Source organism: Duganella caerulea (assembly GCF_040362985.1).
GTDB lineage: Bacteria > Pseudomonadota > Gammaproteobacteria > Burkholderiales > Burkholderiaceae_D > Rugamonas > Rugamonas vulcania.
Genome location: NZ_BPWJ01000002.1, coordinates 877,858 through 902,380, shown reverse-complemented (window position 1 = coordinate 902,380; position 24,523 = coordinate 877,858). Strand labels below are relative to the sequence as shown.

17 protein-coding genes are annotated in these 24,523 nt (G+C 66.1%); 12 read left to right on the top strand and 5 right to left on the bottom strand.

The features are described from left to right. The first annotated feature begins 27 nt into the window (after nt 1-27). The 10 genes from ACUJB0_RS08955 (at nt 28) to ACUJB0_RS08910 (ending at nt 14,707) form a co-directional block, all read left to right on the top strand. Nucleotides 28-588: a helix-turn-helix domain-containing protein gene (locus ACUJB0_RS08955; protein WP_444844905.1), complete on the top strand. Its 561-nt coding sequence runs from the start codon at nt 28-30 to the stop codon at nt 586-588. Then, nucleotides 576-1,094, top strand: coding sequence for a GNAT family N-acetyltransferase (locus ACUJB0_RS08950; protein WP_444844904.1), 519 nt, complete (start codon nt 576-578; stop codon nt 1,092-1,094). The genes ACUJB0_RS08955 and ACUJB0_RS08950 overlap by 13 nt, the downstream gene beginning before the upstream one ends. A 224-nt stretch (nt 1,095-1,318) precedes the next feature. Continuing rightward, nucleotides 1,319-1,903, top strand: a complete 585-nt coding sequence (locus tag ACUJB0_RS08945; RefSeq protein WP_444844903.1) for a PEP-CTERM sorting domain-containing protein — start codon at nt 1,319-1,321, stop codon at nt 1,901-1,903. A gap of 28 nt (nt 1,904-1,931) precedes the next feature. After that, complete coding sequence (locus ACUJB0_RS08940) at nt 1,932-5,501, top strand: pectinesterase family protein (protein WP_444844902.1); 3,570 nt, start codon at nt 1,932-1,934, stop codon at nt 5,499-5,501. A 95-nt stretch (nt 5,502-5,596) separates the two neighbouring features. Beyond that, nucleotides 5,597-7,270: an alkaline phosphatase family protein gene (locus ACUJB0_RS08935; protein ID WP_444844901.1), complete on the top strand. Its 1,674-nt coding sequence runs from the start codon at nt 5,597-5,599 to the stop codon at nt 7,268-7,270. Between the two features lie 92 nt (nt 7,271-7,362). Further along, a complete protein-coding gene (locus ACUJB0_RS08930) occupies nt 7,363-8,079 on the top strand; it encodes a PEP-CTERM sorting domain-containing protein (protein ID WP_444844900.1) in 717 nt (238 codons plus the stop codon). A 110-nt stretch (nt 8,080-8,189) separates the two neighbouring features. Further along, entirely contained in the window at nt 8,190-9,719 is a 1,530-nt protein-coding gene (locus ACUJB0_RS08925; protein WP_444844899.1) for a carboxylesterase/lipase family protein, read from the top strand. Between the two features lie 113 nt (nt 9,720-9,832). Then, nucleotides 9,833-12,202, top strand: a complete 2,370-nt coding sequence (locus ACUJB0_RS08920) for a M1 family metallopeptidase (protein WP_444844898.1) — start codon at nt 9,833-9,835, stop codon at nt 12,200-12,202. Next, on the top strand, nt 12,199-12,693 hold the full coding sequence (locus tag ACUJB0_RS08915) for a DUF6702 family protein (RefSeq protein ID WP_444844897.1): 495 nt from the start codon (nt 12,199-12,201) through the stop codon (nt 12,691-12,693). Before ACUJB0_RS08920 ends, ACUJB0_RS08915 begins: the two co-directional genes overlap by 4 nt. Next, nucleotides 12,635-14,707 carry a TonB-dependent receptor gene (locus ACUJB0_RS08910; protein ID WP_444844896.1) on the top strand — a complete coding sequence of 691 codons (2,073 nt, stop codon included), beginning with the start codon at nt 12,635-12,637 and terminating at the stop codon, nt 14,705-14,707. The genes ACUJB0_RS08915 and ACUJB0_RS08910 overlap by 59 nt, the downstream gene beginning before the upstream one ends. A gap of 114 nt (nt 14,708-14,821) precedes the next feature. Here ACUJB0_RS08910 and ACUJB0_RS08905 read toward each other — a convergent pair whose 3' ends face one another. After that, the gene (locus ACUJB0_RS08905; RefSeq protein WP_444844895.1) at nt 14,822-16,543 is read right to left on the bottom strand and encodes a methyl-accepting chemotaxis protein; all 1,722 of its coding nucleotides are present in this window, start codon (nt 16,541-16,543) and stop codon (nt 14,822-14,824) included. Between the two features lie 152 nt (nt 16,544-16,695). After that, nucleotides 16,696-18,969: a TonB-dependent receptor gene (locus ACUJB0_RS08900; RefSeq protein ID WP_444844894.1), complete on the bottom strand. Its 2,274-nt coding sequence runs from the start codon at nt 18,967-18,969 to the stop codon at nt 16,696-16,698. Between the two features lie 91 nt (nt 18,970-19,060). Here ACUJB0_RS08900 and ACUJB0_RS08895 point away from each other — a divergent pair, with 91 nt between their 5' ends. After that, nucleotides 19,061-19,258 (top strand): hypothetical protein, encoded by a 198-nt coding sequence (locus tag ACUJB0_RS08895; RefSeq protein WP_444844893.1) that lies wholly within the window; start codon nt 19,061-19,063, stop codon nt 19,256-19,258. Nucleotides 19,259-19,272: 14 nt separating this feature from the next. Here the strand turns inward: ACUJB0_RS08895 and ACUJB0_RS08890 are convergent, their stop codons facing one another. Further along, a complete protein-coding gene (locus tag ACUJB0_RS08890; protein ID WP_161085614.1) occupies nt 19,273-20,010 on the bottom strand; it encodes a Crp/Fnr family transcriptional regulator in 738 nt (245 codons plus the stop codon). A gap of 169 nt (nt 20,011-20,179) precedes the next feature. After that, the gene (locus ACUJB0_RS08885; protein WP_161085615.1) at nt 20,180-20,422 is read right to left on the bottom strand and encodes a hypothetical protein; all 243 of its coding nucleotides are present in this window, start codon (nt 20,420-20,422) and stop codon (nt 20,180-20,182) included. A gap of 126 nt (nt 20,423-20,548) precedes the next feature. Here ACUJB0_RS08885 and ACUJB0_RS08880 point away from each other — a divergent pair, with 126 nt between their 5' ends. After that, complete coding sequence (locus ACUJB0_RS08880; RefSeq protein ID WP_444844892.1) at nt 20,549-21,502, top strand: MBL fold metallo-hydrolase; 954 nt, start codon at nt 20,549-20,551, stop codon at nt 21,500-21,502. Nucleotides 21,503-21,519: 17 nt separating this feature from the next. Here ACUJB0_RS08880 and ACUJB0_RS08875 read toward each other — a convergent pair whose 3' ends face one another. Beyond that, on the bottom strand, nt 21,520-24,480 hold the full coding sequence (locus ACUJB0_RS08875; RefSeq protein ID WP_444844891.1) for a TonB-dependent receptor plug domain-containing protein: 2,961 nt from the start codon (nt 24,478-24,480) through the stop codon (nt 21,520-21,522). Nucleotides 24,481-24,523 lie beyond the last annotated feature (43 nt).

Genomic DNA, 24,523 nt, shown 5'->3' with positions numbered 1-24,523 from the left:
TCTCATATTCGAGATACATTCCCATTTATGAGAAATGATATCGAATCCCGCCTGGCCCAGCGCCTGGCCGCGCTGCGCGAGGAGCGCGCCCTGTCGCTGGATGAGTTGGCCGCCGCCAGCGGCATCAGCCGCGCCACGCTGTCGCGCATGGAGCGCGGCGAAACCAGCCCCACCGCCGCCCTGCTGGGCAAGCTGTGCGCCGTGTTCGGCCTGCCCATGTCGCGCCTGGTGGCCGAGGCCGAGGCCCAGCCTGGCGAACTGCTGCGCACCGCCGACCAGGCCTTGTGGCAGGATCCCGCCACCGGTTTCAGGCGCCGCATGGTGTCGCCGCCGGCGCGCGGCTACGCGGTCGAGCTGGTGGAAGGCTGGCTGCCCCCCGGCGCCCGCATCGATTACGAGCGCGCGCCGGTGACCGGCATGGAGCAGCACCTGTGGATGCTCGACGGCGCGCTGGAATATACCCTCGACGGCGTGGTCCACCGGCTGGAGGCAGGCGACTGCCTGCGCTTCCACCTGTTCGGCGCCACCGCCTTTTATTGTCCAGGGCCATCGCCGGCCCGCTACCTGATCGCCCTATGCCCACCATAATCCAACTCGACGCCGCCGGCCTGCGCCGCCACGCGACCGACCTGGCGCACGTGCTGCGCGACTGCGTGCTGAACGGCGCCAGCGTCGGCTTCCTGCTGCCCTGCCCACTGGAGGAAGCGCGGGCATTCTGGGCGGCGCTGGCGCCGCAGGTCGAGCGCGGCGAACGCCTGCTGTACGCCGCATTCGACGAGGACGGCGCGCTGTGCGGCACGGTGCAACTGGTGTTGGGCGGCCTGCCCAACAGCCGCCATCGGGCCGAGATTTCCAAGATGCTGGTGCATTCCTCGGCGCGCCGGCAGGGCATCGCGCAGGCGCTGATGCGGCATGCCCTCGATCGGGCCCGCGCGCTCGGCTGCACGCTGGTCGTGCTCGACACCTGCACCGGCTTCCCGGCGCAAACCATGTACGAGAAACTGGGCTTCGCCGTCACCGGCATCGTACCCGACTACGCCGCCATGCCCGACGGCACGCTGGGCCCGACCACCTTCATGCACCTTCAATTGTGACAGTTACGCCACCATATTGGACAGTCCACCTTGATTAACTGGTCAGGCCACCGTAGAATTGGCCGACCAGTTAAAGCATTCTCTTCCCGCATTACACAGATTTTTGACCAACCGCGAGCCCGGCGTTCCCCACGCCTTCCTCCCGGTGGCACGGCATACGCGAGGTGTGCCGACCGGCGACCGGCGCAGACCGGCGTTGTCCAACTCAATATCTGGAGACTTCAATGCACCTCACCTTACGTCAAGCCGTGGCGGCCGCCACGAGCGCCGCCAGCATCGCCCTCGCCGGCGGCGCGCAAGCGGCGGCCGATCCGCTGCACAACGCCATCATCAGCGCCAGCTACAACGGCGACGCCGCCGGCATGCTGGGCCTGGACCACGGCTTCAACGCCGAGCCGGGCAGCAACGTCAGCGGCCTCGATCCCAACAATCCCGGCGCCGAGTTCCTCAGCGCCGACTACCTGCTGGCCTTCGACTTCGCGGCCAACGGCAGCCTGACCATCTACAACAACGGCCCGGTCGACGCCGGCATCCACAGCGCGCGCTTCGACTTCGGCGCCACGCTGGACGCGCCCATCGCCGGCTTCCGCGTCATCGACAGCGGCGCCACCAGCGGCACGCCGGTCCTGACCATCATCGACAGCCACACCATCGCCATCGACCTGAGCGCGGTGAACTGGAACGGCGACTTCAGCCCGCTGCAGACGGCGATCACGCCGCAGGCCGCGCCGGTGCCGGAACCGGCCGCCGCGTGGATGCTGCTGGCCGGCATGGGCGCGCTGGTCCGCCGCCGCAAGCCACAGCGCTAAACCGCCCTCACCTCTCAAGGAGCACCATATGAAACGCTACGGTTTCAGGGCGGCGCTACGCCTGTCCCTTTGTTTATCGCTGTCGATGACGGCGGCACTGGGCGGCCAAGCGGCCGCCGCCGACACCGCGCTGCAGACCGCGCCCGCGGACGGCTTCGCCGCGCTGGCCGGGGGCACCAGCGGCGGCGCGGCCGCGCTGTCGTCCAACATCTACACCGCCACCAACCGCGTGCAGCTGCTGGCCGCCATCAAGCATGGGGGCATGGCGCCCAAGATCATCAAGTTAAGCGGCACCATCGACATGAGCGAGGGCGTCCCCTACGCGAACACCGGCGACCAGGCGATACGCGGCCTGATACGCCTGCCCAGCAACACCACGCTGATCGGCGACGGCGCGGCGTCCGGCATCGTCAACGGCCATATCGTCGTGGCCAACGTCTCGCAGGTCATCATCCGCAACCTGAAGATCGTCAATCCCTGCGACGTCGGCCCGATCTGGGATCCGAACGACGGCCCGCTGGGCAACTGGAACTCGGCCTACGACGGCATCGGCATCACCGGCTCGGACCACATCTGGATCGACCACAACACCTTCACCGACGGCGCCATGACCGACGACCTGCTGCCGATCGAGAACGGCCAGCCGAAGCAATGCCACGACGGCGCGCTGGACATCACCAACGCCTCCGACTACGTGACGGTGTCGTACAACGTCTTCGGCCAGCACCGCAAGAACAACCTGATTGGTTCGAGCGACAGCGCCACCGCCGACAGCGGCAAACTGCACGTCACCTTCAGCAACAACGTGTTCCGCGACGTCGTCAGCCGCGCGCCGCGCGTGCGCTATGGCCAGGTCCATGTGGTCAACAACTACTTCGTCGGCAGCAAATCGCATCCGGCCTACCCGTACGAATACAGCATCGGCGTGGGCCAGGCGTCGCAGATCCTGTCCAACAACAACGTGTTCGAGATCGCCGGGGTCTCGCGTTGCGACGATGTGGTCGAGCCGATCGGCGGCACCGTGCCCGGCGCCTTCCGCGACACCGGCTCGATGCTGAACGGCGCGCCGCTGGCCGGCTGCTCGGCGCCGAGCAGCGTCGCCTACACCGTGCCGTATGCGTACACGGCGCGGCCGCTGGCGCTGGTCAAGGCCAACGCACTGGCGCAGGCCGGCGGCGGCAAGCTGACCACCGCCATCACCGGCAGCGGCAACGTCACGCCCGATGTCGGCTTCACGCTGACCTGCCCACCCTCCGGCCTGTACTTCTGCGACGACTTCCAGAACGGCAGCGCGGCCAACTGGAACCTGCTGCCGGTGGCGGGACCCAACGGCAGCTTCAGCGTCAAGCCGGAGACGGTCGGCGGCACCAACGTGGTGATGCAGTACACGGCGGCCACCACCGGCGGCGTGCTGGCGCTGCTCAAGCCCGCGGCCATGGCCAACGTGCCGTCCGCCGATTACTACGTCGAGGCGCGCATCAAGCCGCTGACCAACAGCACCACCGGCAACAAGCAGCTGTACCTGGTCACGCGCTACAAGGACGCCGCCAACTGGTACGGCGCCGGCCTCAATGTGCAAAGCAGCACCGCCAGCACGCAGGTGGAAATCGCCAAGATGCTGGCCGGTTCGCTGTCGCGCCCCAGGCAGGTGAAGAAGCCCATCGCGCTGGACTCGCAGTTCTACACGGTGCGCTTTGAAATGATCGGCAGCGCGCTGACGGTCTACCTCGACGGCGAATCGCTCGGCACCGTGACCGACGCCGCCTTCGCGGAGCGCGGCCAGGTCGGCCTGTACACCGCCAACAAATCGTTCCAGATCGACGACGTCCGCATCGGCGATCCGGCGCTCAAGCCTTCGCAGCTGACGCTCAATCCTTCGTCGCTCAGCTACACGGCGGAGGTGGGCGACGCGCCGCTCAGCATCGGCGTCACGGCCCTCAAGCCGGACGGCACGCTCGACACCTTCAGCGCCAGTTCCAGCAATCCGGCGGTGGCGGCGGTGGCGGTCAACGGCACCACGCTGACGGTCACGCCGGTGGGCGCGGGCAGCGCCAATATCATCGTCACCAGCGATTCCGATCCGACCTTGCAGCGCGCGATCGCGGCCACCGTCGGCGCGCAGTTCCAGCAGCCGACGCAGACCTACCCGCTGACCGGCGCCACCCTGCCCGCGCAAGCCGGCGGCGCCAACATCGATGTCTCGCTCAAGCTGACCTTCGACACGCCGCCCACGCTGGGCAGCATCGGCAGCATCCGCATCTTCCGCAAGGCCGACGATGCGCTGGTCGACGTGATACGCCTGTCCGGCGAGACCGACATCCTTGGCTATGCCGGCCAGCCGGTGATCCGCAAGGTCAACACCACGCCGGTCAGCATCAGCGGCAATACGGCGACGATCAAACCGCACAGTAACAAGCTGGCCTATGGCACCGAGTACTACGTCGCCATCGCCAACGGTGTGTTCAACGGCGCCACGCTGGGCGGCGTGCCGTTCGCCGGCATCGGCAAATTGGGCGACTGGTCGTTCACCACGCGCGCCGCCGGCCCGGCAGCGGGCAGCACCAGCTTGACCGTGGGCGCTGGCGAAGATGCCGACTTCAATACCGTGCAGGCGGCGCTGAACTACGCGATGAAGGAACTGGGCGCCAACGATCCGGTCACCATCACCGTGCGCAATGGGGTCTACAACGAGCTGCTTTACCTGCGCGGCAAGAACAATGTCACGCTGACCGGGGAGAGCCGCGACGGCGCCGTGATCCAGTACGCCAACTACGACACGCTCAACACCGGCTCCGGCGCCAGCCAGGCCAATGGCGACAGCGCCACGCCATCCGGCGGACGCGCGGTGATGCTGGTCGAAGCTGCCGACATGCTGACCATCGATACGCTGACGCTGAAGAACACTACGCTGCGTTCGGGCGCCATCTCGGCGCAGGCGGAAACGATTTACTTCAATAGCGATGCCGGCCGCCTGCTGGCGAAGAACGCCAACTTCTACAGCGAACAGGACACGCTGAACCTGAAGGGCTGGTCGTGGTTCTACCACTCGCTGGTGGCCGGGAATGTGGACTTCATCTGGGGCGGCAGCCACGCCGCCTTGTTCGAAGAGAGCGAGATCCGCTCGGTCGGCGACACCGCCAACGCGGCCAGCGGCGGCTACGTACTGCAGGCGCGCGTGCCCAGCGCCGCCGACAAAGGCTACGTCTTCCTCAACAGCAGCCTGACGCACGGCCCCGGTCCCGGCCCGCTGCACGGCGACGTGCCGGCCGGCGCCACCTACCTGGCGCGCAGCCCTGGCGGCACCGCGACCTGGGACAACGTCGCCTTCATCAACACCCGCATGGACACGCACGTGGCCACGGTGGGCTGGGCCGGCGCCGGCGTGAACGGCCAGCCGGCGCCCAACCCGGTGGTGCCGACCGCCGCCAGCGGATGGCGCGAATACGGCAGCACCACGCTGGCCGGCGCGCCGGTCAACCTGGCGGCGCGGGTGGGCGGCTTCCAGTTGAGCGCCAGCGACGTGGCGGCCGGTTTCGCCGACCGCGCCAAGGTGTTCGCGGCGTTTAATGGCGGCGCCGGATGGAACCCGCAACCGTAGGCTGTCATCGAGCCGTCACAAGGTTGGGGTAGGATATCGCGGGCGCATGGTAGGCTGTGCGCCCACGATCCCTCACAACCAGACGACGAACCAACATGACCAAGAAACTGTCCCTGCCCGCACTCGTAATCGCCACCTCCTGCCTTGCGCTGCAAGCCGTGTATGCAGCCACCCCGGCCGCCAACCCGGCCGAGGCGACCCAGCCCAAGCTGGTGGTGGTGCTGGTGGTGGACGGCCTGCCGAACGAACAGGTGCTGCGCTACCGCGACCAGTTCGGCCAGGGCGGCCTGCGCCGCATGCTGGACCAGGGCGCGTCGTTCAACAACGCCCACCAGGCGCACGGCATCACCGTCACCGCGATCGGCCACAGCGCCGTGCTGACCGGCGCCTATCCTTATGTGCACGGCGTGATCGGCAATAACTGGATCGACCCGATCACCAAAAAATCCGTCTACTGCACCGAAGACACCAACTACACCTACATCGACGAAGAGACCAAGCCTAGCGACGGCACCGCGCCGACCCGCCTGAAGGTCGACACGCTGGGCGACCAGCTGCGCTACGCCACCGGTGGCCGCAGCAAGGTGGTCACCGTGTCCGGCAAGGACCGCGGCGCGATCCTGTTGGCCGGCAAAACCGGCACCGCCTACATGTACATGGACAAGAGCGGCAACTTCGCCAGCAGCACCTTCTACATGAAGGCGCATCCGGCCTGGGTCAAGCAGTACCAGGCCACCAAGCCGCAGGACCGCTACTACGGCAAGTCGTGGACGCCGCTGCTGCCCGAAGCGGCCTACGCCAACGACGCCAGCGAGGACCTGAACCAGGTCAAGGCCGGCACCCACAACCGCCTGCCCTACGCCTACTACAGCGAAAGCGGCGGCATCGACGCCGACTACTACAACCGCCTGAAGACCGGCCCCTTCCTCGACCAGCTGACGCTGGACTTCGCGCGCGCCGCGGTGGAAGGCGAGAACCTCGGCCGCAATCCGGCCGGCGTGCCGGACCTGCTGGGCGTGAGCCTGTCGGCGCACGACTACGTCAACCACGCCTTCGGCCCGGAAAGCAAAATGTCGCACGACCACCTGCAGCGCGTGGACCGCATGCTGGCCGACTTCTTCAACTACCTGGACAAGCGGGTCGGCATGGACAATGTGCTGGTGGTGCTGACCGCCGACCATGGCTTCCCCAACACGCCCGAGTTCTCGCGCACCCAGCACATCGATGCCCAGCGCATCGATGGCGACAAGCTGATGGCCGCGCTGGACAAGCACCTGTCGGACAAGTTTGGCGGCGCCAAGCTGCTGAGCGCCTGGTCGCTGCCCAACATCCACCTGGACTACGCGCAGATCGACAAGAGCGGCCTGAAACGCGAGGACGTGGAAAACGCCGCCGCCCGCTACCTGCTGGCGCAGAACGGCATCGTCGAAGCCTACACCCGCACCCAGCTTGAAAACGGCGCGGCCAACACCACCCGCATGGCCACGCTGATGCGCCGCGCCTGGAATCGCGAGGAGTCGGGCGACCTGATGGTGGTCACCAAGCCTTACTGGTACTTCGGCACCGGCACCAGCGGCACCTCGCACGGTTCGCCCTACGCCTACGATACCAACGTGCCGCTGCTGATCATGGGCAAACGCTGGATCAAGCCGGGCGCCTACGGCCAGTACGCGGAAGTGGTCGACATCGCGCCGACGCTGGCCAACCTGCTGCACGTGCGTCCGCCGGCCGGCGCCGAGGGCCGCGTGCTGACCGAGACGCTGCGCTAAGTAAATATCATATTGATATTTAAAAATAATATATTGGCAATATTGTTAAACGGTGGTAGCTTGTCATTTCTCACAACAAAGATGGGGAAATGATGAAAAAAATCGCATTCGCAGTACTCGCTTTGGTTGCCGGCGTCGCCAACGCCGGCGTGTTGTTCAACAATGGCCCGGTGGTCGATGGCGACGGCAAGTCCATCCTGGCGCCGGACGCCTCGACCCTGGGCTACGGTAACCAAAGCGACGCCGGCAATTTCGTCGCGGACGACTTCGATGTCACGGCCGGCAAAAGCTGGAACGTCTCCAGCCTGAGCTTCTACGGTTACCAGACCAACGCCGGAAAATTCACATTTACCTCGGCCACCTGGAGCATCGTTTCCGGCGACGACGTCAACACCGGCAAGGTGGTGGCCTCGGGCACCAGCGCGGTCACCAACGGCGGCCTGGCCGGCTATCGCGTCACCGACACCACTCTGGACAACAAGCAGCGCGGCATCTACCAGATCAACGCGGATATCGCCGACGTCACGCTGGGCTCCGGCCATTACTGGCTGACCTGGGGCGTGACCGGCACCGCCGCTTCCGGCCCATGGCAGCCGCCGACCTCCGACGCGCGTGAAGGCAACGCGGCCCAAGCCGGCGCCGGCCTTCCGTTCGTGACCCTGTTCGACGACAACAACGGTCTGACGTCCGAACTTCCGTTCACCGTCAACGGCACCGTCTCCGCCGTGCCGGAGCCGGAAACCTACGCCATGATGCTCGGTGGCCTGGGCCTGATCGCGCTGGCACGCCGCCGCGCGCGCCGCGGCTGACCTCCAGCCTCGCTTTGCGGGCGCCGCTCCGGCGTCCGCAAATAAAGTATCGCCAGTGGAAGTGCTTCCAGCTATAGTAGGCGTCGACATTCAACTTCCGCGATGACGACATGCATAAATACGGTTTGCTGCTGGCTGCCTTCGGCGCAATAGCCGCCCCCTCCTTCGCGGCCGCGCCGCGCGCCACCACCGCCACCGGTGTGGTCGAAGGCACGCTGGAAGCTTCCGGCGTCGCATCGTACAAAGGGATACCGTTCGCGGCGCCGCCGGTCGGCAATCTCCGGTGGAAGGCGCCGCAGCCGGCGCAGAAGTGGCGCGGCGTGCGCAAGGCCGACCACTTCGGGCCGCGCGCCATGCAGCTGCCGCTGTTCGGCGACATGGTATTCCGCTCCGACGGCGTCAGCGAGGACTGCCTGTACCTGAACGTGTGGACGCCGGCCAAATCGCCCAAGGACAAGCTGCCGGTGCTGGTCTACTTCTACGGCGGCGGCTTCGCGGCGGGCGACGGCTCCGAGCCGCGCTACGACGGCGCCAGCATGGCCGCCAAGGGCATCGTCACACTGACCGTCAACTACCGCCTGAACATCTTCGGCTTCCTCGCCCACCCCGAACTGACGGCCGAATCGCCGCACAAGGCGTCCGGCAACTACGGCCTGATGGACCAGGCGGCGGCGCTGCAATGGGTGGCGAAGAATATCGCGGCTTTCGGCGGCGACCCCGCGCGCGTGACCATCGCCGGCGAATCGGCCGGCTCATGGTCGGTCAGCGCGCAGATGCTGTCGCCATTGGCCAAGGGATTGATCGCCGGCGCCATCGGCGAGAGCGGCGCGCTGCTTGGCCTGGAGCCCCCGCAGCCGCTGGCGGCCGCGGAAAAGAAAGGCGCCGCCTTCGCCGCACAAATCGGCGCGCCGACGCTGTCCGCGCTGCGCGCCATGCCCGCCCAGCAGCTGCTGGACACGATGAAGCGGCCGGACGCCCCATGGTTCTCCGCCATTCAGGACGGCTACGTGCTGCCACGCAGCCCGGTCGACATGTACGCGGCGGGCGAGCAGGCCAAGGTGCCGCTGCTGGCGGGATGGAATTCGCAGGAGGGCTACTACAAGCAGGTGCTGGGCGAAGCCGAGCCGACGCCGGAGAACTTCGGCAAGGCGCTGCAAACCATGTACCGCGACCGCGCCCCGGCCGCGCAGCAAGCCTACAGCGGCGACGTGCTGCAGGCCGCGAACGACCTGGCCGGCGACCTGTTCATCGCCCACGGCACCTGGAAATGGATCGACACGCACGCGCGCACCAGCGGCCAGCCGGTCTACCGTTACTACTATTCGCGTCCGCGTCCGGGCCAGACCGGCGCCGGGCATTCGGTCGAAATCGAATACGCGCTGGGTAACCTGCCATCGAATAAAGTGTATTCATGGACCGCCGACGATTTCGCGCTGTCGGCGCGGATGCAGGACTACTTCGCCAACTTCATCAAGGCCGGCAATCCCAACGGCGCGGGCCTGCCGGAATGGCCGCGCGCCAGCAGCGGCAAGGGTTCGCGCCTGATGCGGCTGGACGTGCCATCGGCAGCGATGACCGCCACCGACGACGCCCACCACGATTTCCTGGAGCAGCAGCGGCAAAATCAAATAAGCAAATAAGCAAAAATGGAAACCGCCACTTAGTTTGTATTTTTTTGTATCACCCGGTAATTCTTTGAAAAGTTGCTATACACTAGCTCCCTTTATTTGGCCAAACATCGGGAATGCAAACTATGCGCAAAACTTTCGGCTTCGTGGTTCTTTGCTTTACGGCGTCCGCGTTCGCGGCGGAGCCATTCGACGACAAGTTCCGCCAGCTGGACGAGATACTCCCCACCGCCAACTCCTACCGCACCGCATCCGGCGCGCCCGGCGCCGCCTACTGGCAGCAGCGCGCGGACTACACGATCCGCGCGTCGCTCGATGAAGCCAGGCGCGCCATCACCGGCAGCGAGCAAATCAACTACCACAACAACTCGCCCGATACGCTCAGCTACCTGTGGGTGCAGCTCGACCAGAACATCTACAAGAAGAATTCCGACGCCCGCATGATGCTGACGCAGCCCTCGCGCGAAGCATGGGCCAAGGCGCACACGCCGGAAGACGGCTACAAGTTCGAAGGCATGCGCGGCATCCTGGCCGGCCGCGAGTTCGACGGCGGCTACAACATCAAGACCGTGAGCGCCGGTGGCCAGCCGCTGAAGTACACCATCAACCGCACCATGATGCGCATCGACCTGCCGGCGCCGTTGAAGCCGGGCCAGAGCTTCGCCTTCAACATCGACTGGTCCTACAACATCAACGAGCAGCAGGTGCTGGGCGGGCGTTCCGGCTACGAGCACTTCGAGGACGACAAGAACGACCTGTTCGAAATCGCCCAGTGGTATCCACGCATGGCGGCCTACTACGACGTGATGGGCTGGCAGCACAAGCAGTTCCTGGGCTCCGGCGAGTTCACGCTGGAATTCGGCGACTACGACGTGCAGCTGACCGTGCCGGCGGACCATGTGGTGGCCTCCACCGGAGAACTGCAGAACCCCAACGAGGTGCTGAGCGCGGCGCAGCGCGACCGCCTGGCCAAGGCCAGGACCGCGTCCGCGCCGGTGGTCATCGTCACGCAGGAGGAAGCCGAGAAGGCCGAGAAGTCGGTCAGCACCGCGTCGAAGACCTGGCACTTCAAGGCCGCCAATGTACGCGACTTCGCCTGGGCCTCCAGCCGCAAGTTCATCTGGGATGCGCAGGGCTTCAAAAAGGATTCCACCAACGTGATGGCGATGTCCTACTATCCGAAGGAAGGCAATCCGCTGTGGGGCAAGTACAGCACCCAGGCCATCATCCACACCATCGACCAGTACAACAAGTACAGCTTCGATTATCCGTATCCGACCGCGATCTCGGTCAACGGCCCGGTGGGCGGCATGGAGTATCCGATGATCTCCTTCAACGGCCCGCGCCCCAGCAAGGACAAGAAGACCGGCGCCCTCACCTGGTCGCAGCAGACCAAGTATGGCCTGATCGGCGTGATCATCCACGAGGTGGGCCACAACTACTACCCGATGATCATCAACTCGGACGAGCGCCAGTGGACCTGGATGGACGAGGGCCTGAACACCTTCGTGCAGTACCTGGCCGAGCAGGCGTGGGAAGACAACTACCCGTCGCGCCGCGGCGAGCCGCGCAACATCGTCGACTACATGCGCAGCCAGAACCAGGTGCCGATCATGACCAACTCGGAGTCGCTGCTCCAGTTCGGGAACAACGCCTACGCCAAGCCGGCCACCGGCTTAAACATCCTGCGCGAGACCATCCTGGGCCGCGAGCTGTTCGACTACGCGTTCCGGGAATACGCGCGCCGCTGGAAGTTCAAGCGCCCCACCCCGGCCGACTTCTTCCGCACCATGGAAGACGCTTCCGGCACCGACCTTGACTGGTTCTGGCGCGGCTGGTTCTACACCACCGACGCGGTGGACATCAGCATCGACGGCATCAGCGAGTACGGCGTGAGCACCAAGGATCCGGAAAAGGAAAAGGCATGGAAGAAGGCGCAGAAGGAGGCGCAGCCGATTTCGATCTCCGAGCAGCTCAACAAGCCGCTGCCGAAGCGCCTGGACGCGCATCCGGAGCTGAAGGACTTCTACAACGAGCATGACGAATTCACCGTCACCAACAAGGACCGCAACAGCTACGCCGAGGCGATCGAGAAGCTGGAGCCGTGGGAGAAAAAGCTGCTGGACCAGGGCAAGCACCTGTACCTGGTGGACTTCTCCAACCTGGGCGGCATGGTGATGCCGCTGATCCTGGAGATTGAACTCAAGAGCGGCAAGAAGTACATCGAGCGCATTCCGGCCGAAGTATGGCGCTATTCGCCGAAGAAGATCACCAAGTTGATCGTCACCGACGAGCCGATGGTGGGCCTGACCCAGGATCCGTTCTGGGAGACCGCCGACATCGACACCAGCAACAACGCCTGGCCGCGCAAGGTGACACAGTCGCGCCTTGAGCTGTTCAAGACCGACCGTGACCGCAACAACCTGATGCGCGACTACAACACGCCGCTCAAGGGCAAGGGCGACAAGTCGTCCAAGGACTCGTCGGCCGAATGATGGTGCGTGCCCTGCGACTGGCCGCGGCGGCGGTGCTGGCATGCGCCGCCGCGGCGGCCGGCGCCCATAATTTTCACATGGGCATAGCGGACATCAGCTACAACGCCCGCACCGGCAACACCGAGATCGTGCATACCTACACGGCGCACGATGTCGCCACGCTGCTGACGAATCTCTACGGCCGCAATTTCGACCTGGGCCAGGCGGACAGCGAAGCCCCGCTGCGCCGCTACGTGGAGCGCCAATTCTACCTTGAGGGCCCGGACGGCAAGCGCCTGCCGCTGCACTGGGTAGGCATGAAGGCGGATGCCGACAGCATCGTCATCTTCCAAGAGGTGGAAGGCAGGAAGCTGGCGCCGGCGACGCGCATCCACAACGCCCTGCTGGTAGACTTCCTGCCATCCCAAAAGAACACCGTGAACCTGCAAGCCGATGGCCCCGTCCAGACTCTCATTTTCGATCAAGGCAGCGTCGATCAAGCCATCCACTAAGTACCTGCTGCTGTTCGCATTGGGCTCGGCGCAGGCCGACGACCAGATCCTGCAACGGGTGCTGGTCGATGGCTCGCGCGTCAACCAGTTGGGCGTGGCCGATGCCGCCAGCGCGGGCAGCGTGTCGCAGCAGGAGCTGGCGGCGCGCACCGTCTACCGCCCCGGCGAGATCCTCGAAGCGGCGCCCGGCCTGATCGTCAGCCAGCATAGCGGCGAAGGCAAGGCCAATCAGTTCTATCTGCGCGGCTTCAACCTGGATCACGGCACCGACCTGCGCACCACCGTCGACGACATGCCCGTCAACCAGCGCAGCCACGCGCACGGCCAGGGTTGGACCGACCTCAATTTCCTGATCCCCGAGCTGGCGGTGCGGCTCGATTACAAGAAGGGTCCCTACTCCGCCGCAGAAGGCGACTTCGGCTCGGCCGGCACGGCGTCGGTGGTGTACGCCAACCGCCTGCTGCAAGGCGTGGCCTCGGCGTCGGCCGGCCAGCACGGCTACGGCCGCGCGCTGCTGGCCGACTCGCTGGAGGTCAGCAGCGGCAGCCTGCTGTACGCGGTGGAGGCGCTGCACAACGACGGCCCCTACACGCATCCCGACGACTACCAGAAACTGAACGCGGTGCTGCGCTACAGCCAAGGCTATGCCAACAACGGCTTCAATGTCAGCCTGATGGCCTACCGCGCCGACTGGAATGCGACCGACCAGATTCCGCTGCGCGCCGTGCGGGACGGCCAGATAGCCCGCAACGACGCCGTCGATCCGACCGACGGCGGCAAGTCGCACCGCTACAGCCTTTCCGGCGCGTGGCGCCGCACCAATGACGACAGCGCGTCCAGGGTCAGCGCCTACATCATCGCCAACCGGCTGGACCTGTTTTCCAACTTCACCTACTTCATGGACGATCCGGTGCACGGCGACCAGTTCGCGCAGCCGGACAAGCGCGTGACCAGCGGCGTCAACGCAAGCCACAGCTGGCACCAGCACACGGAGAACGGCAACAGCGCCACCACCATCGGCATCCAGCTGCAAAACGATAATATCTTTAACGGCCTGCTGGCCACGCAGGCGCGCGAGCCGCTGTCGGTGACGCGGCGGGACCACATTGTCGAATCGAGCATGGGGCTCTACGTCGAGAACAACACGCGCTGGAACGGCGCCTTCCGCACCGTGGCCGGCGCGCGTATCGACAGCTACCGCTTCGACGTGCGCAGCAGCCTGGCGGCCAATTCCGGCAAGGCCAGCGACCATCTGGTGAGCCCGAGCCTGAGCCTGATCTACGGCCCGTGGCAAACGGCGGAACTGTACGCCAACATCGGCAACGGCTTCCACAGCAACGACGCGCGCGGCGCCACCATCCGCATCGATCCCAGGACCGGCGCGGCTGCCGACAAGGTGGCGCCCCTGGTGCGCTCACGCGGCATGGAGCTGGGCGCGCGCGGCAACTGGCTGCCAGGCTTGCAGACATCGTTGTCGGTGTACCGTCTGGATTTCGATTCGGAGCTGACCTTCGCCGGGGACGCCGGCACCACCGAGGCGGGACGCCCGAGCCGTCGCCATGGCGTGGAGATTTCGAACTACTACAAGCCGCTGAAATGGCTGTCGGTCGATTTGGACCTGGCCTACTCGCGCGCCCGTTCGCGCGACGCCGCGCCGGAAGGCGATTACATCCCCGGCGCCATCGAAGGCACCGGCCAGCTGGCGCTGACCGTGGACGACGGCGGCCCCTATTCCGGCTCGCTGAAGCTGCGCTACTTCGGCCCGCGCCCGCTCATCGAGGACAACAGCGTGCGCTCCAAACCAAGCCTGACGCTGAACGGTCGCCTCGGATGGAAGCTCCGCAAGGGCCTGACGCTGGAACTGGAAGCCTTCAACCTGACCAACCGCCGCGATTCCGCCATCGACTACTACTACCCTTCGCAACTGAAGGGCGAAGCAGCGCCGGTCAACGACATCCACTTCCACCCCATCGAATCACGCTCGCTGCGCGCGACGCTGGTCAAGAACTTCTAGCCATCGTCGCTCAGGTGGTCACAGATTGTGACCACCTCTCCAGGCTGAAATTCTCAAAAGCGCTGCTATTCGCGTTCACCGAACACGGCGCGATCCAAGTCGCCAATGTATTGATTAGAACTCTTCCCACTCGTCGTTGCTCGCTGTGCTGGCCTTGAGTTTTTTCGGCGCGGGTGCAGCCGGCTTGGCGGCCGGTTTCGGACGAGCGGCGGCCTTCGGCAGCGACGCGACCACCGGCGCGGCGGCGCGCACCAGCACCGGACGGGCCGCCGGTGCGGCTTGCGCGGCATACGAGGCGTTGATCTTGAACGCGCTGACCACCCGTTCCAGCTTGTCGGCCTGCTCGCGCAGGGTCTGCGCGGCGGCGGCGGTCTGCTCCACCAAGGCGGAGTTCTGCTGCGTGGTCTGGTCCATCTGCGTCACCGCCTGGTGCACCTGCGCGATGCCATCGTTCTGCTCCTGCGTGGCGGCGCTGATCTCGCCGACGATGTCGGTCACCTGCTTGATGCTGGCGACCACTTCGTGCATCGTCGTGCCGGCCTGCTCCACCAGCTTGGTGCCCGAGCCGACCTTCTCCACCGAGTCGTCGATCAGCGCCTTGATCTCCTTGGCCGCAGCCGCCGAGCGTTGCGCCAGGTTGCGCACCTCGGTCGCCACCACCGCGAAGCCCCGGCCCTGCTCACCGGCGCGCGCCGCTTCCACCGCCGCGTTCAGCGCCAGGATGTTGGTCTGGAAGGCGATGCCGTCGATGACCGAGATGATGTCGACGATCTTGCGCGACGACTCATTGATCGAGCCCATGGTCACCACCACCTGTTCCACCACGCTGCCGCCCTGCGCCGCCACGTCCGACGCCGAACGCGCCAGCTGGTTGGCCTGGCGGGCGTTGTCGGCGTTCTGGCCGACGGTGGAGGTCAGCTGCTCCATGCTGGCCGCGGTCTGCTCCAGCGCGGCCGCCTGCGACGAGGTGCGCTGCGACAGGTCGCCGGTGCCGCTGGCGATGTCCTGCGAAGCGCTGCCGACCGCGATGGTCGATGCGCGCACGGTGTCGATCACGCCGGCGATCTGCTCCAGCAGCTTGTTGAACGCCACGGCGGTGTGGCCGATCTCGTCCATGCGTTCGATCTTGATCTGGTGCGTCAGGTCCAGCGACTGGCTCACGTCCTCCAGCGTGCCGCGGATCGACGCCAGGCTGCCCTTGATGATGATGTACAGCTGCCAGGCCAGCGCGCCGGTCACCAGCAGGCCAAGCACCACCGCGCCCACCATCAGGCGGAAGGCGAACTTGTAGGCGGCGTCGCTGGCTTCGCGCACGTCGGCGATCAGCTTATTGTTGTAGGCGATGTGGTCGTCGAAGCCCTTCTTGACGGCGGCGGCGGACAGCGCCAGCGGCGTGCCGGCCAGCAGCGTGGCGCGCACCGCGTCCATGTCGCCGGCGTGGGCGCCGGCCAGGAAGGGAATCAGCGCCTGGCGATAGGCCGCCATGTTGGCCTTGTCGGCCTCCAGCATCTTGCGGTCGGTGTCGTCGAAGATGCGTTCCTTGGCGTAGGTCTCGATGACCTCGTCGAACTTGGCGTGGGCGTCGCTGTAGGCCTTGTCCAGCGCGCTCTTGTCGGCCAGGTTGGAGAACACCGACAGGCGGTAGCCGGCCAGGCGGCTATCGGCAAGATAACCTTTTGCCATATTCAGGCCGGCAATGCTGGGGATCAACCGGTTCTGCACCATGTCGAGGCGCTGCTGCGCTGTGGACAGTTGAGTAAGGCCGGTAATACCGACGAAGATCAGCGCAAGTAACGCCAATGACAGAGTCAAGATCAAGCGCTTTGTAATAGTCATGGTGACTGTTCCCATAGTAGTGACGAAGAAGCCAGCCGTCTTTGCGGCCACGGACCAGTATAACGGAACAGTGTTACCTCAAAATAACAATGCGGCAACTTCCACCATAATTTCTACGAAAACACAACGCATGCAAGACGCTAGCCCCTCGCTCAGAAGCGCGCCTTGGCGCGCAGGCCCACCGTGCGCGGACGCACCATGAACAAGGTGTCGCCCGGCTGGATGGCGATGGTGTTTGGCGTGACGTCGCTGACCTTGGCGCCGTTGGTCAGGTTGGTGCCGAACAGGCCGAACTCGTAGGGCCCCGTCTTGTAGGTGATGGTGGCGTTGAGCGTGTTGGACGACGGGATCTGCGCATAGCTGCCCTGCGCCGCCGCGAAGTTGGTGTAGGCGTCGCTGTGGTAGGCGTAGCTGGCGGCGATGCCCACCTCGTCGTTGCCGCGCACCGGGATGGTGTAGCTGGCGGTGGCGGTGGCCGACAGGTGCGGCGCGTACGGCGCGCGGCTGCCTTCCGGGATGTTCTGCGCGGCGATGCCGGTGACCACGGTGCGGGTGGCGTAGGCGTGGTTGTAGGCGGCGCTCAGGCCGAGCGTGGCATGGCGCGTCAGCTTGAGGGCGGTCTCCAGCTCCAGGCCTTCGCTGCGCAGCTTGCCCGCGTTCTGCGTGAAGTAGTAGGTGCACGGCAGCTTGTTGAACACCTGGACGTCCTTCCACTCGATCACGTAGGCGCTGGCGTTGAGGGTCATGCGCTGGTCCAGCAGCGTGTTCTTCGAGCCGACCTCGTAGTTCCACAGGCTGTCCGGCGCGAACGTGGCCGGCGCGTTCACGCCGCAGAAATTGAACGGCACCGGCTGGTTGTTGCCGCCGTAGCGGAAGCCCTTGCCGGCCGAGGCGTACAGCATGTGCTCGCGGTCGACGCGCCAGGTGGCGGCGAAGCGCGGGTTGGCGCCGCGCGAGGTGGCGCTGCTGTTGCTCACTTCCGGCTGGCCCACCGGCGCCGACGGCGTGGCGCCGATCAGGTTGCCGAACAAGCCGGTGAAGCGCAGGTCGAAGTCTTGCGTGCCTTTGAACAGGCGCAGGCCGGCGGTCAGGTCCAGCTGATCCCAGACGGTGTAGGTGCCCTCGGCGAACAACGCCACCTGGCGCGATTTGGTGTTCTGCGTGCCGGAGAAGAAATCGTTTGGCTGGAAGGCCAGGTCGTTGGCCTGCGAGTTATAGCCGGGGAAGTTGTGGGCAACGGCGAAACGCTCGTCGAAGCCGGTGGTCGGCTCGTCCTGGCGCGTGTCGCGCTTACCGCTTTCGAGGAAGGCACCGGCGGTCCACTTCAGCGGCCCGCTGCCCTTGGAGTTGAGGCGGAATTCCTGCGCGAAGTCCTGCACCGCGTTGCCGATGGTGTAGGCGGCCTGCATCAGCGGGTTCTTGCCGCCGAAGATGAAGGCGGTGGCCGGGTACTGCGCCGAGGTCACGTACAGCGTGTCGCGGTGCAGGTAGGAGGTGGACGACACCAGCTGCGCGCCGCCCATGTCGTAGCTGACGCCCAGGTTGTAGAGCTGCAGGTTGTCGTTGCTGGTCTGCGGCAGCAAGGCGATGGTGGTGAACGGCGCCAGGCCGGCGTAGGCGTCGTTGACGCCGCCCTTGATGTTGGAGGCGGTGATGCTGGCGTCGATCATCAGGTCGGGCGAGGCGCGCAGGCGCAGCGCGGCGCGCGCCTGGTTGGTGGAGACGTCGTTGGTGGTCTTGCCGTTGAGCTGGTTGCGGATGTAGCCGGAATCGTTGCCGGTGTAGCCGGTCAGGCGTAGGCCCAGCACGTCGGCCTTGAGCGGCAGGTTGACCATGCCGCGCAGGTTGCGGTTGACGCCGCCGAAGCCGGAGGTGTCCGAGCCGACCGCCTCGACAGTGCCGAACAGCTCGCCCAGCTCGGGCTTCTGCGTGATCTGGCGCACCGCGCCGGCCATGGCGCCGGCGCCGAACAGCGTGCCCTGCGGGCCCTGCAGCACTTCCACGCGCTCCAGGTCCAGCACCTTGAGGTCGGGGTTGGAGGACTTCAGCGTGACCGGCATGTCGTCGATGTAGACCGCCACCAGCGAGGCGTCCTGCACCTCGGACGGGACGATACCGCGCACGACCAGTCCGCGCATGGTGATGTTGTTGACGCCAGGCGCTTGCTGCTGCACCGACATGGCCGGCACCAGGTTGGCGATATCGGCCAGGTTGCCCTGTCCGTAGCGAGACAGGCCTTCCGGCTTGAGCACGGTGATCGCGGCCGGCACCTGCTGCACATCGACCGCGCCGGCCGCGCGCGTGGCGGTCACTTCGACCCGCTCGATTTTTTCGGTGCCCACTTCCGTCTCGGCCGCCTGCGCTGCCGCCAGCGCGCCCATCGACCACAGCGCCAACGCGCGATATGCCTTCACTTGCTTGCCCATCCTGCCCTCGTGTCGTTTTAAACAGCGCGCAGTATAACGTTAGGTGAGACAACGCACAGCGGAGGCGGCAGGACGGCGGGAGAATGCCCTCATGGACAAGTCACCCACAGGCTCGAAACCGCCACCCGCCGCCTACGCCCTGCATCGCCAAATGCGCGCGGTGCAGCGCTGCATCGCGGCGTCAACAGTGGAGGAATCGGAACGGGCGACCAGATGGGCGACTGCCTGGTACCGGCTGGTGCAGCGCAAGCTGGAACAGCTCCAGCATACGCCGAGGTATTTGCATTAGGTGATGGCGGAACATCAGGCGGGGACGTAGCAGCCGCCGGCGCGGTGCTCCATGGCGCTGCGGTCGAGCACGATGACGGTGCCGCGGCGGTATTCGATCATGCCCTCTTCCTGCAGCTTGCCGGCGCAGCAGGTGATGCTTTCGCGCCGCACGCCGAGCAGGTTGGCGATCATTTCCTGCGTGACCTTGAGCTCGTTCGACAGCGAGCGGTCCAGGCGTTCCAGCAGCCAGCGGCACAGGCGCTGCTCGATGCTGCCGTGGCGCACACCGGCCACCGTCTGCGCCAATTGGGCGAACAGCGCGCTGGTGTGGCGCATCAGCTGGCGCGCCAGCGCGCCGCCGTCGAAGAAGGCCGAGCGCAGCACGGATGCCCTGACGCGGTAGCCGTAGCCGGCGGTCTGCACCACGGCCGAGCAGTTGGCGCGTTCGCTTTCGTACATCGACACGCCCACCACGCCCTCGCGGCCCACCACCGCGATCTCGGCGGCGCCGCCGTCCTCGGTCACGTATTGCAGCGAAACGATGGCGTTGGTGGGGAACCAGGCGTAGTCCATTTTCTCGCCGAAGTCGAACAGGTGTTTGCCCGCGGGCAGCGGCACCAGTTCCAGATGTTCAAACAGGCTGATCAGTTCTTCGCGCGACAGGGCGCGCAGCAATTCATTCTGCTGGGCGCCGGTCAAGCTGATGGCCGGAGTGGATGCCTCGGCTTGCTCGGTATCCTGCGTTGCGGTAGGGCGAGTGAAGTGGTACATGGCAAACCTCTTAGAGTTGTTGATCGATGCGACCTGATGAACAACACTATAGGCCCGCCCTGGGTGGCCGATTATCGGAGCACGCACCGGCTCTATGTAGGTTGGGAACATAGGGTGGTGTGGTCCCAGTCCTACGGAGGCCGTTGCCCACGGCCACCACCGCGGCGCATCACACCTTGAATTTGAAGCGCGAGGCCTCTTCCAGCAGGCGTTCGTCGCGGCTGCGCAGGCGGCCCGGGTTGCGGCGGTGATTGGGTTCGGAGACCACGCGCTGGATCACGGTCTCGGCCACACCGCGCTGGCTCAAGTAGGCCGCCGCGCTGTCCGGGCCTTTACGATCGGCAACTTCTATGCCGGCTTCGACGACTTCCGCGCCAACGTAGTCGGGACGGAATGTATGCGTGGTGGACATGGCAACCTCCAAAACGGGTAATGGATGGTGAACGTTCCGATTGTATAGCAGACTGGACCTATGGTAGGTGCGCGCCGGAAATGAGAGGGCTAATATCGCAACACTATCGTGACCCGGAAACCACACATGAACCTTACTCCCATCGCCCGCGCGCTGCTGGCCTGCATGCTGCTGGGCGGCACCGCACAGGCCGCCGCGCCGCAGGTGCGCACGCAGGCGCCCGGCTACTACCGCATGATGCTGGGCGACTTTGAAATCACCGCCTTGTCGGACGGCACTCATCCTTTCCCCATCGATACGGTGATGACCCATATCGGCCCGGAACAGATCGCCCGCGACCTGGACCAGGCCGGGCTGCGGGCGCCGGTGCAGGGTTCGATCAACGCCTTCCTGGTCAACACTGGCAGCAAGCTGGTCCTGGTGGACGCCGGCGCGGGCAGCCTGTACGGCGATTGCTGCGGCAAGCTGCTGGACCATCTGCGCGCCGCCGGCTACCGGCCCGAGCAGGTTGATGAGGTGCTGCTGACGCATCTGCACAAGGATCACGCGGGCGGCATCGTGGCGCGCGGCGCGCCGGCCTTTCCCAACGCCGTGGTGCGGTTGTCGCAGGCCGAGGCCGACTACTGGCTGACGCCGGCCAACAAGGACTCGGCGCCGGCTTTCCTGTCGAGCTTTTTCGACAGCGCGGCGGCGGCCGTGGCGCCATATGGAAAGCGCCTGCAGCCGTTCGGCGCCTTCGGCCAGATCGAGTCCGGCATCGAGGCCCTGCCCGCGCCCGGCCACACGCCGGGGCACGCGATGTACCTGGTGCAGAGCAAAGGGAGGAAGCTGCTGATCTGGGGCGATATCGTCCACGTGTCGGCGATCCAGCTGCCGCACCCGGACGCCACCGTCAAATACGATACCAGCGAGGCCAACGCGCAGGCCACGCGCCGCCGGCTGCTGGACATGGCGGCCGGCGGCCAGCTGACGATAGGCGCCGCGCATATCGCCTTCCCCGGCCTGGGCCGGATCCGCGCGTCGAACGGCGCCTACCAGTGGCTGCCGCTCAACTACGACGGCGCGCCCGCCGCCGATTGACCTGCCCCGCGCCGCGCCTAGAAGCTGTAGCGCAGGCCGGCGCGGTACACGCGGCCCACCACGTCGTACAGCGTCGGGTTGATCGCGAAGCTCAGGTTGGCCTGCGGCGCCGCCACCGGATCGACGTTGCCGAGGTTGTCGATCTTGAAGTAGGCCGTGGTCTTGTCGCCGAGCTTGTAGGTCCCGCCGAGGTCGACGTAGAAAGCGCCCTTCATCTGGTTGTTGTAGATGGTCGGATGGATCACGGTCGAGACCGGGCAATTGGTCTGGCACTCGATGAACTCGTTGCTGTAGACGCCCTTGCTGATCCAGCGCTCGCTCAAGGTCAGGCTGTACTGGCTGGTGTCCCACGACTGCGACGCCATGCCCTTCCATTTCGGCGTGCCGCCCAGGTTGCTGCCCGCGCCCTCGGACGGGATGGTGCCCACCACGCCGGGATCGGTCAGGAAGCTGATGGTGGGGGTGGCCAGCGCGCGCAACGTCAGGCGGCCAGGCAGGCCGAAGTCCTTCAGGTTCATGCGGTAGGACGCCTCGAGGTCGTAACCCTTGTTGCGCAGCGAGGCCAGGTTGAACGCCTGCACCGTCACGTAGTTGCTGGTGGGCGTAGGACTGTTGAGCACCATCGCCGAGCAGATTTCCTGGTTGCCGGCCACGCACAGGTCGACTTCCTGCTGCGCCGTCAAGGTCGAGATCACGCCATCGACCTTGATGTCGAAATAGTCCGCCGACACGCTGAAGCCGGGCGCCCAGTGCGGGCGGTCGAGCACCACGCCCAGCACGGTGTTGCGCGCCAGCTCGGGCCGCAGCCGGGTGTTGCCGACGGTGCGCTGCTGCACGGTGATGGTGTTGCCCTGGTAGCTGACCACGTTGTTGACCACGACGGCCGCCGCATACAGTTCGCTCAGGTTGGGCGCGCGCACGTCCTTGGAGGTGACGGCGCGCAGGCGCAGGCCGTCGATGCCGGTCTTCCAGCTGCCGCCGATCTTCCAGCTTTCCACGTTGCCGGAGGTGCTGTAGCGGGTGCGGCGGTCGGCCAGGTTCAGGTTGGCCTCGCCCCACGTGGCGGACTTCAGCACCGGGATGTTGAGCTCGACGTAGGCTTCCTTCACGTCGTAGGTCCCGGACGCGCTGTGGTAATTGCCCGCGTACCAGTTGTTGCCGACCGCGGTGTTGAGCAGCGGATCGGCCGGGTAGTCGGCCGTGTTCGGGCTGCCGGCCGAGACGCCGTTGCCGTACGGGTCGCCCGTCACGCTGTAGTGTTCACGGCGGTACTCGGCGCCGGCCGCCACCGCGACCGGCCCGGCCCACGAGGAAAAGGCCTCGCCGTTGAGGTTGAAGCTGGCGACCTGCTGGGTCTGGCGGGTGTGCTGCTGCGGCCCCATGGCCGGCTCGACGTAGGCCATCGCGGCCGGATCGGCCGGCACGTCGCCAATGATGTTCAACGGCCGGCAGCCGGACGCCGCCGCCACCGGATTGCGGCAGACGATGGTGCCGTTCGGGCCGCGCACGGCGTCGATGGCGGCGTTGTAGCGGGCGTTGAGCGTGATGTCGTGGACCAGGATGTCGGTGCGGTTGCGGCCGTATTCGGCGTAGGCGTCGTACGACCATTCCTTGCCGGCCAGCGGGAACTTGCCGTCGGCGCCCAGCACCACGCGCTCCATCTGGCGGGTCGGGTGGACGTTGATGTTGGCCGGGAAGCCGGCGTTGGCGGTGCCGTACTGGAAGCTGGTGATGTTGTTGGCCGCGCAGGCGGCGGCGATGGACGCCGGCAGGAAGGGATTGTCGCACTGGATCGTCAGGTTGGCGTTCTTGGCCGCGCCGGGGTTGGGCGAGAACACCGACCTGACCTTGCCGGCATTGGCGGTCAGGTAGATCTCGTGGTCGGGCGTGAGGTCGAAGCCGACGCGGGTGTAGGCCACCTGGCGCTCCAGGTCCATCGCCAGGTTGGTGCCGGCGCCGACGCTGCCGCTCAGGTCGCCTCCGACGCAGAAGGGATTGACGCAACCGGTCACGGCGCCGGTGCCGGTCGGCTTGCCGTTGGAGCCGTAGTTGAACTGGTAGGGCGCGCCGCCCGGCCCGAACGCCGTGCCCTGCAATGGGCCGTTGGTGATCAGGCCATACTTGGCGTACTGGTACTGCTGCGCGTGGTCGATGACGGTGTACTGCGGCTTGCCGTCGTTGGTCTGGGACAGCGGACGGATCTGGTAGGCGGTGTTCTTGTACCAGCTGCGGCCATTGGCGCCGACCTCGCCGAAGCCCGGCGAATCGATGCCCTGCTCGCGGCCGTATTCGCCGCTCACCGCCACATGCAGGCGGTCGTCCATGAACGCCCTGCCCCAGGCCGCCTGCAGCGTGGCGTTGCGGTCGTCGCGGTAGGTGGTCTGGCCGCCCTCGACGTTGACCTTGAAGCCGGTGAATTTCTTGTCGGTGATGAAGTTGACCACGCCGCCGATCGCGTCCGAGCCGTAGGATGCCGAGGCGCCGCCGGTCACCACGTCGACGCGCTTGACCAGCAGCTGCGGGAACTGGCTGACGTCGGTCACGCCGGTGACGTTGGCGCCGACCACGCGCTGGCCGTCGAGCAGGGTCAGCGTGCGGATCGGGCCGAGGCCGCGCAGGCTCAGCGAACTGAGCCCCTGGATGCCGCTGCTGGTGCTGTTGGTGCTGGTGGTGCGGCCGGTGCTGCCCTGCAGGGCCGGCAGCTCGGCAATCGTGTTGAACAGGTTGGGCTGGGCGCTCTTGGCCAGGTCGTCCGCGTTGAGCGTGGTGGTCGGCGTGGGCTGCGTGAAGCCGCGCGCGGCGATGCGCGAGCCCGACACGGTCACGACGGCATCGGCGGCGGGGGCGACGGCCGGCGCCTCCCCGGTCGGGCTCTGCTCACCGGCGGCGGCTTGCTGGGCGTGGGCTGGCATGGCGAGCCAGCAGCAGGCGCTGGCGACGGCCAGGCTCATCATGTTGTTACGGCTTCGGATCGGCATTGTAGTCTCCTGCTATTTTTTTATGGGAATAATGGCCGGCGCG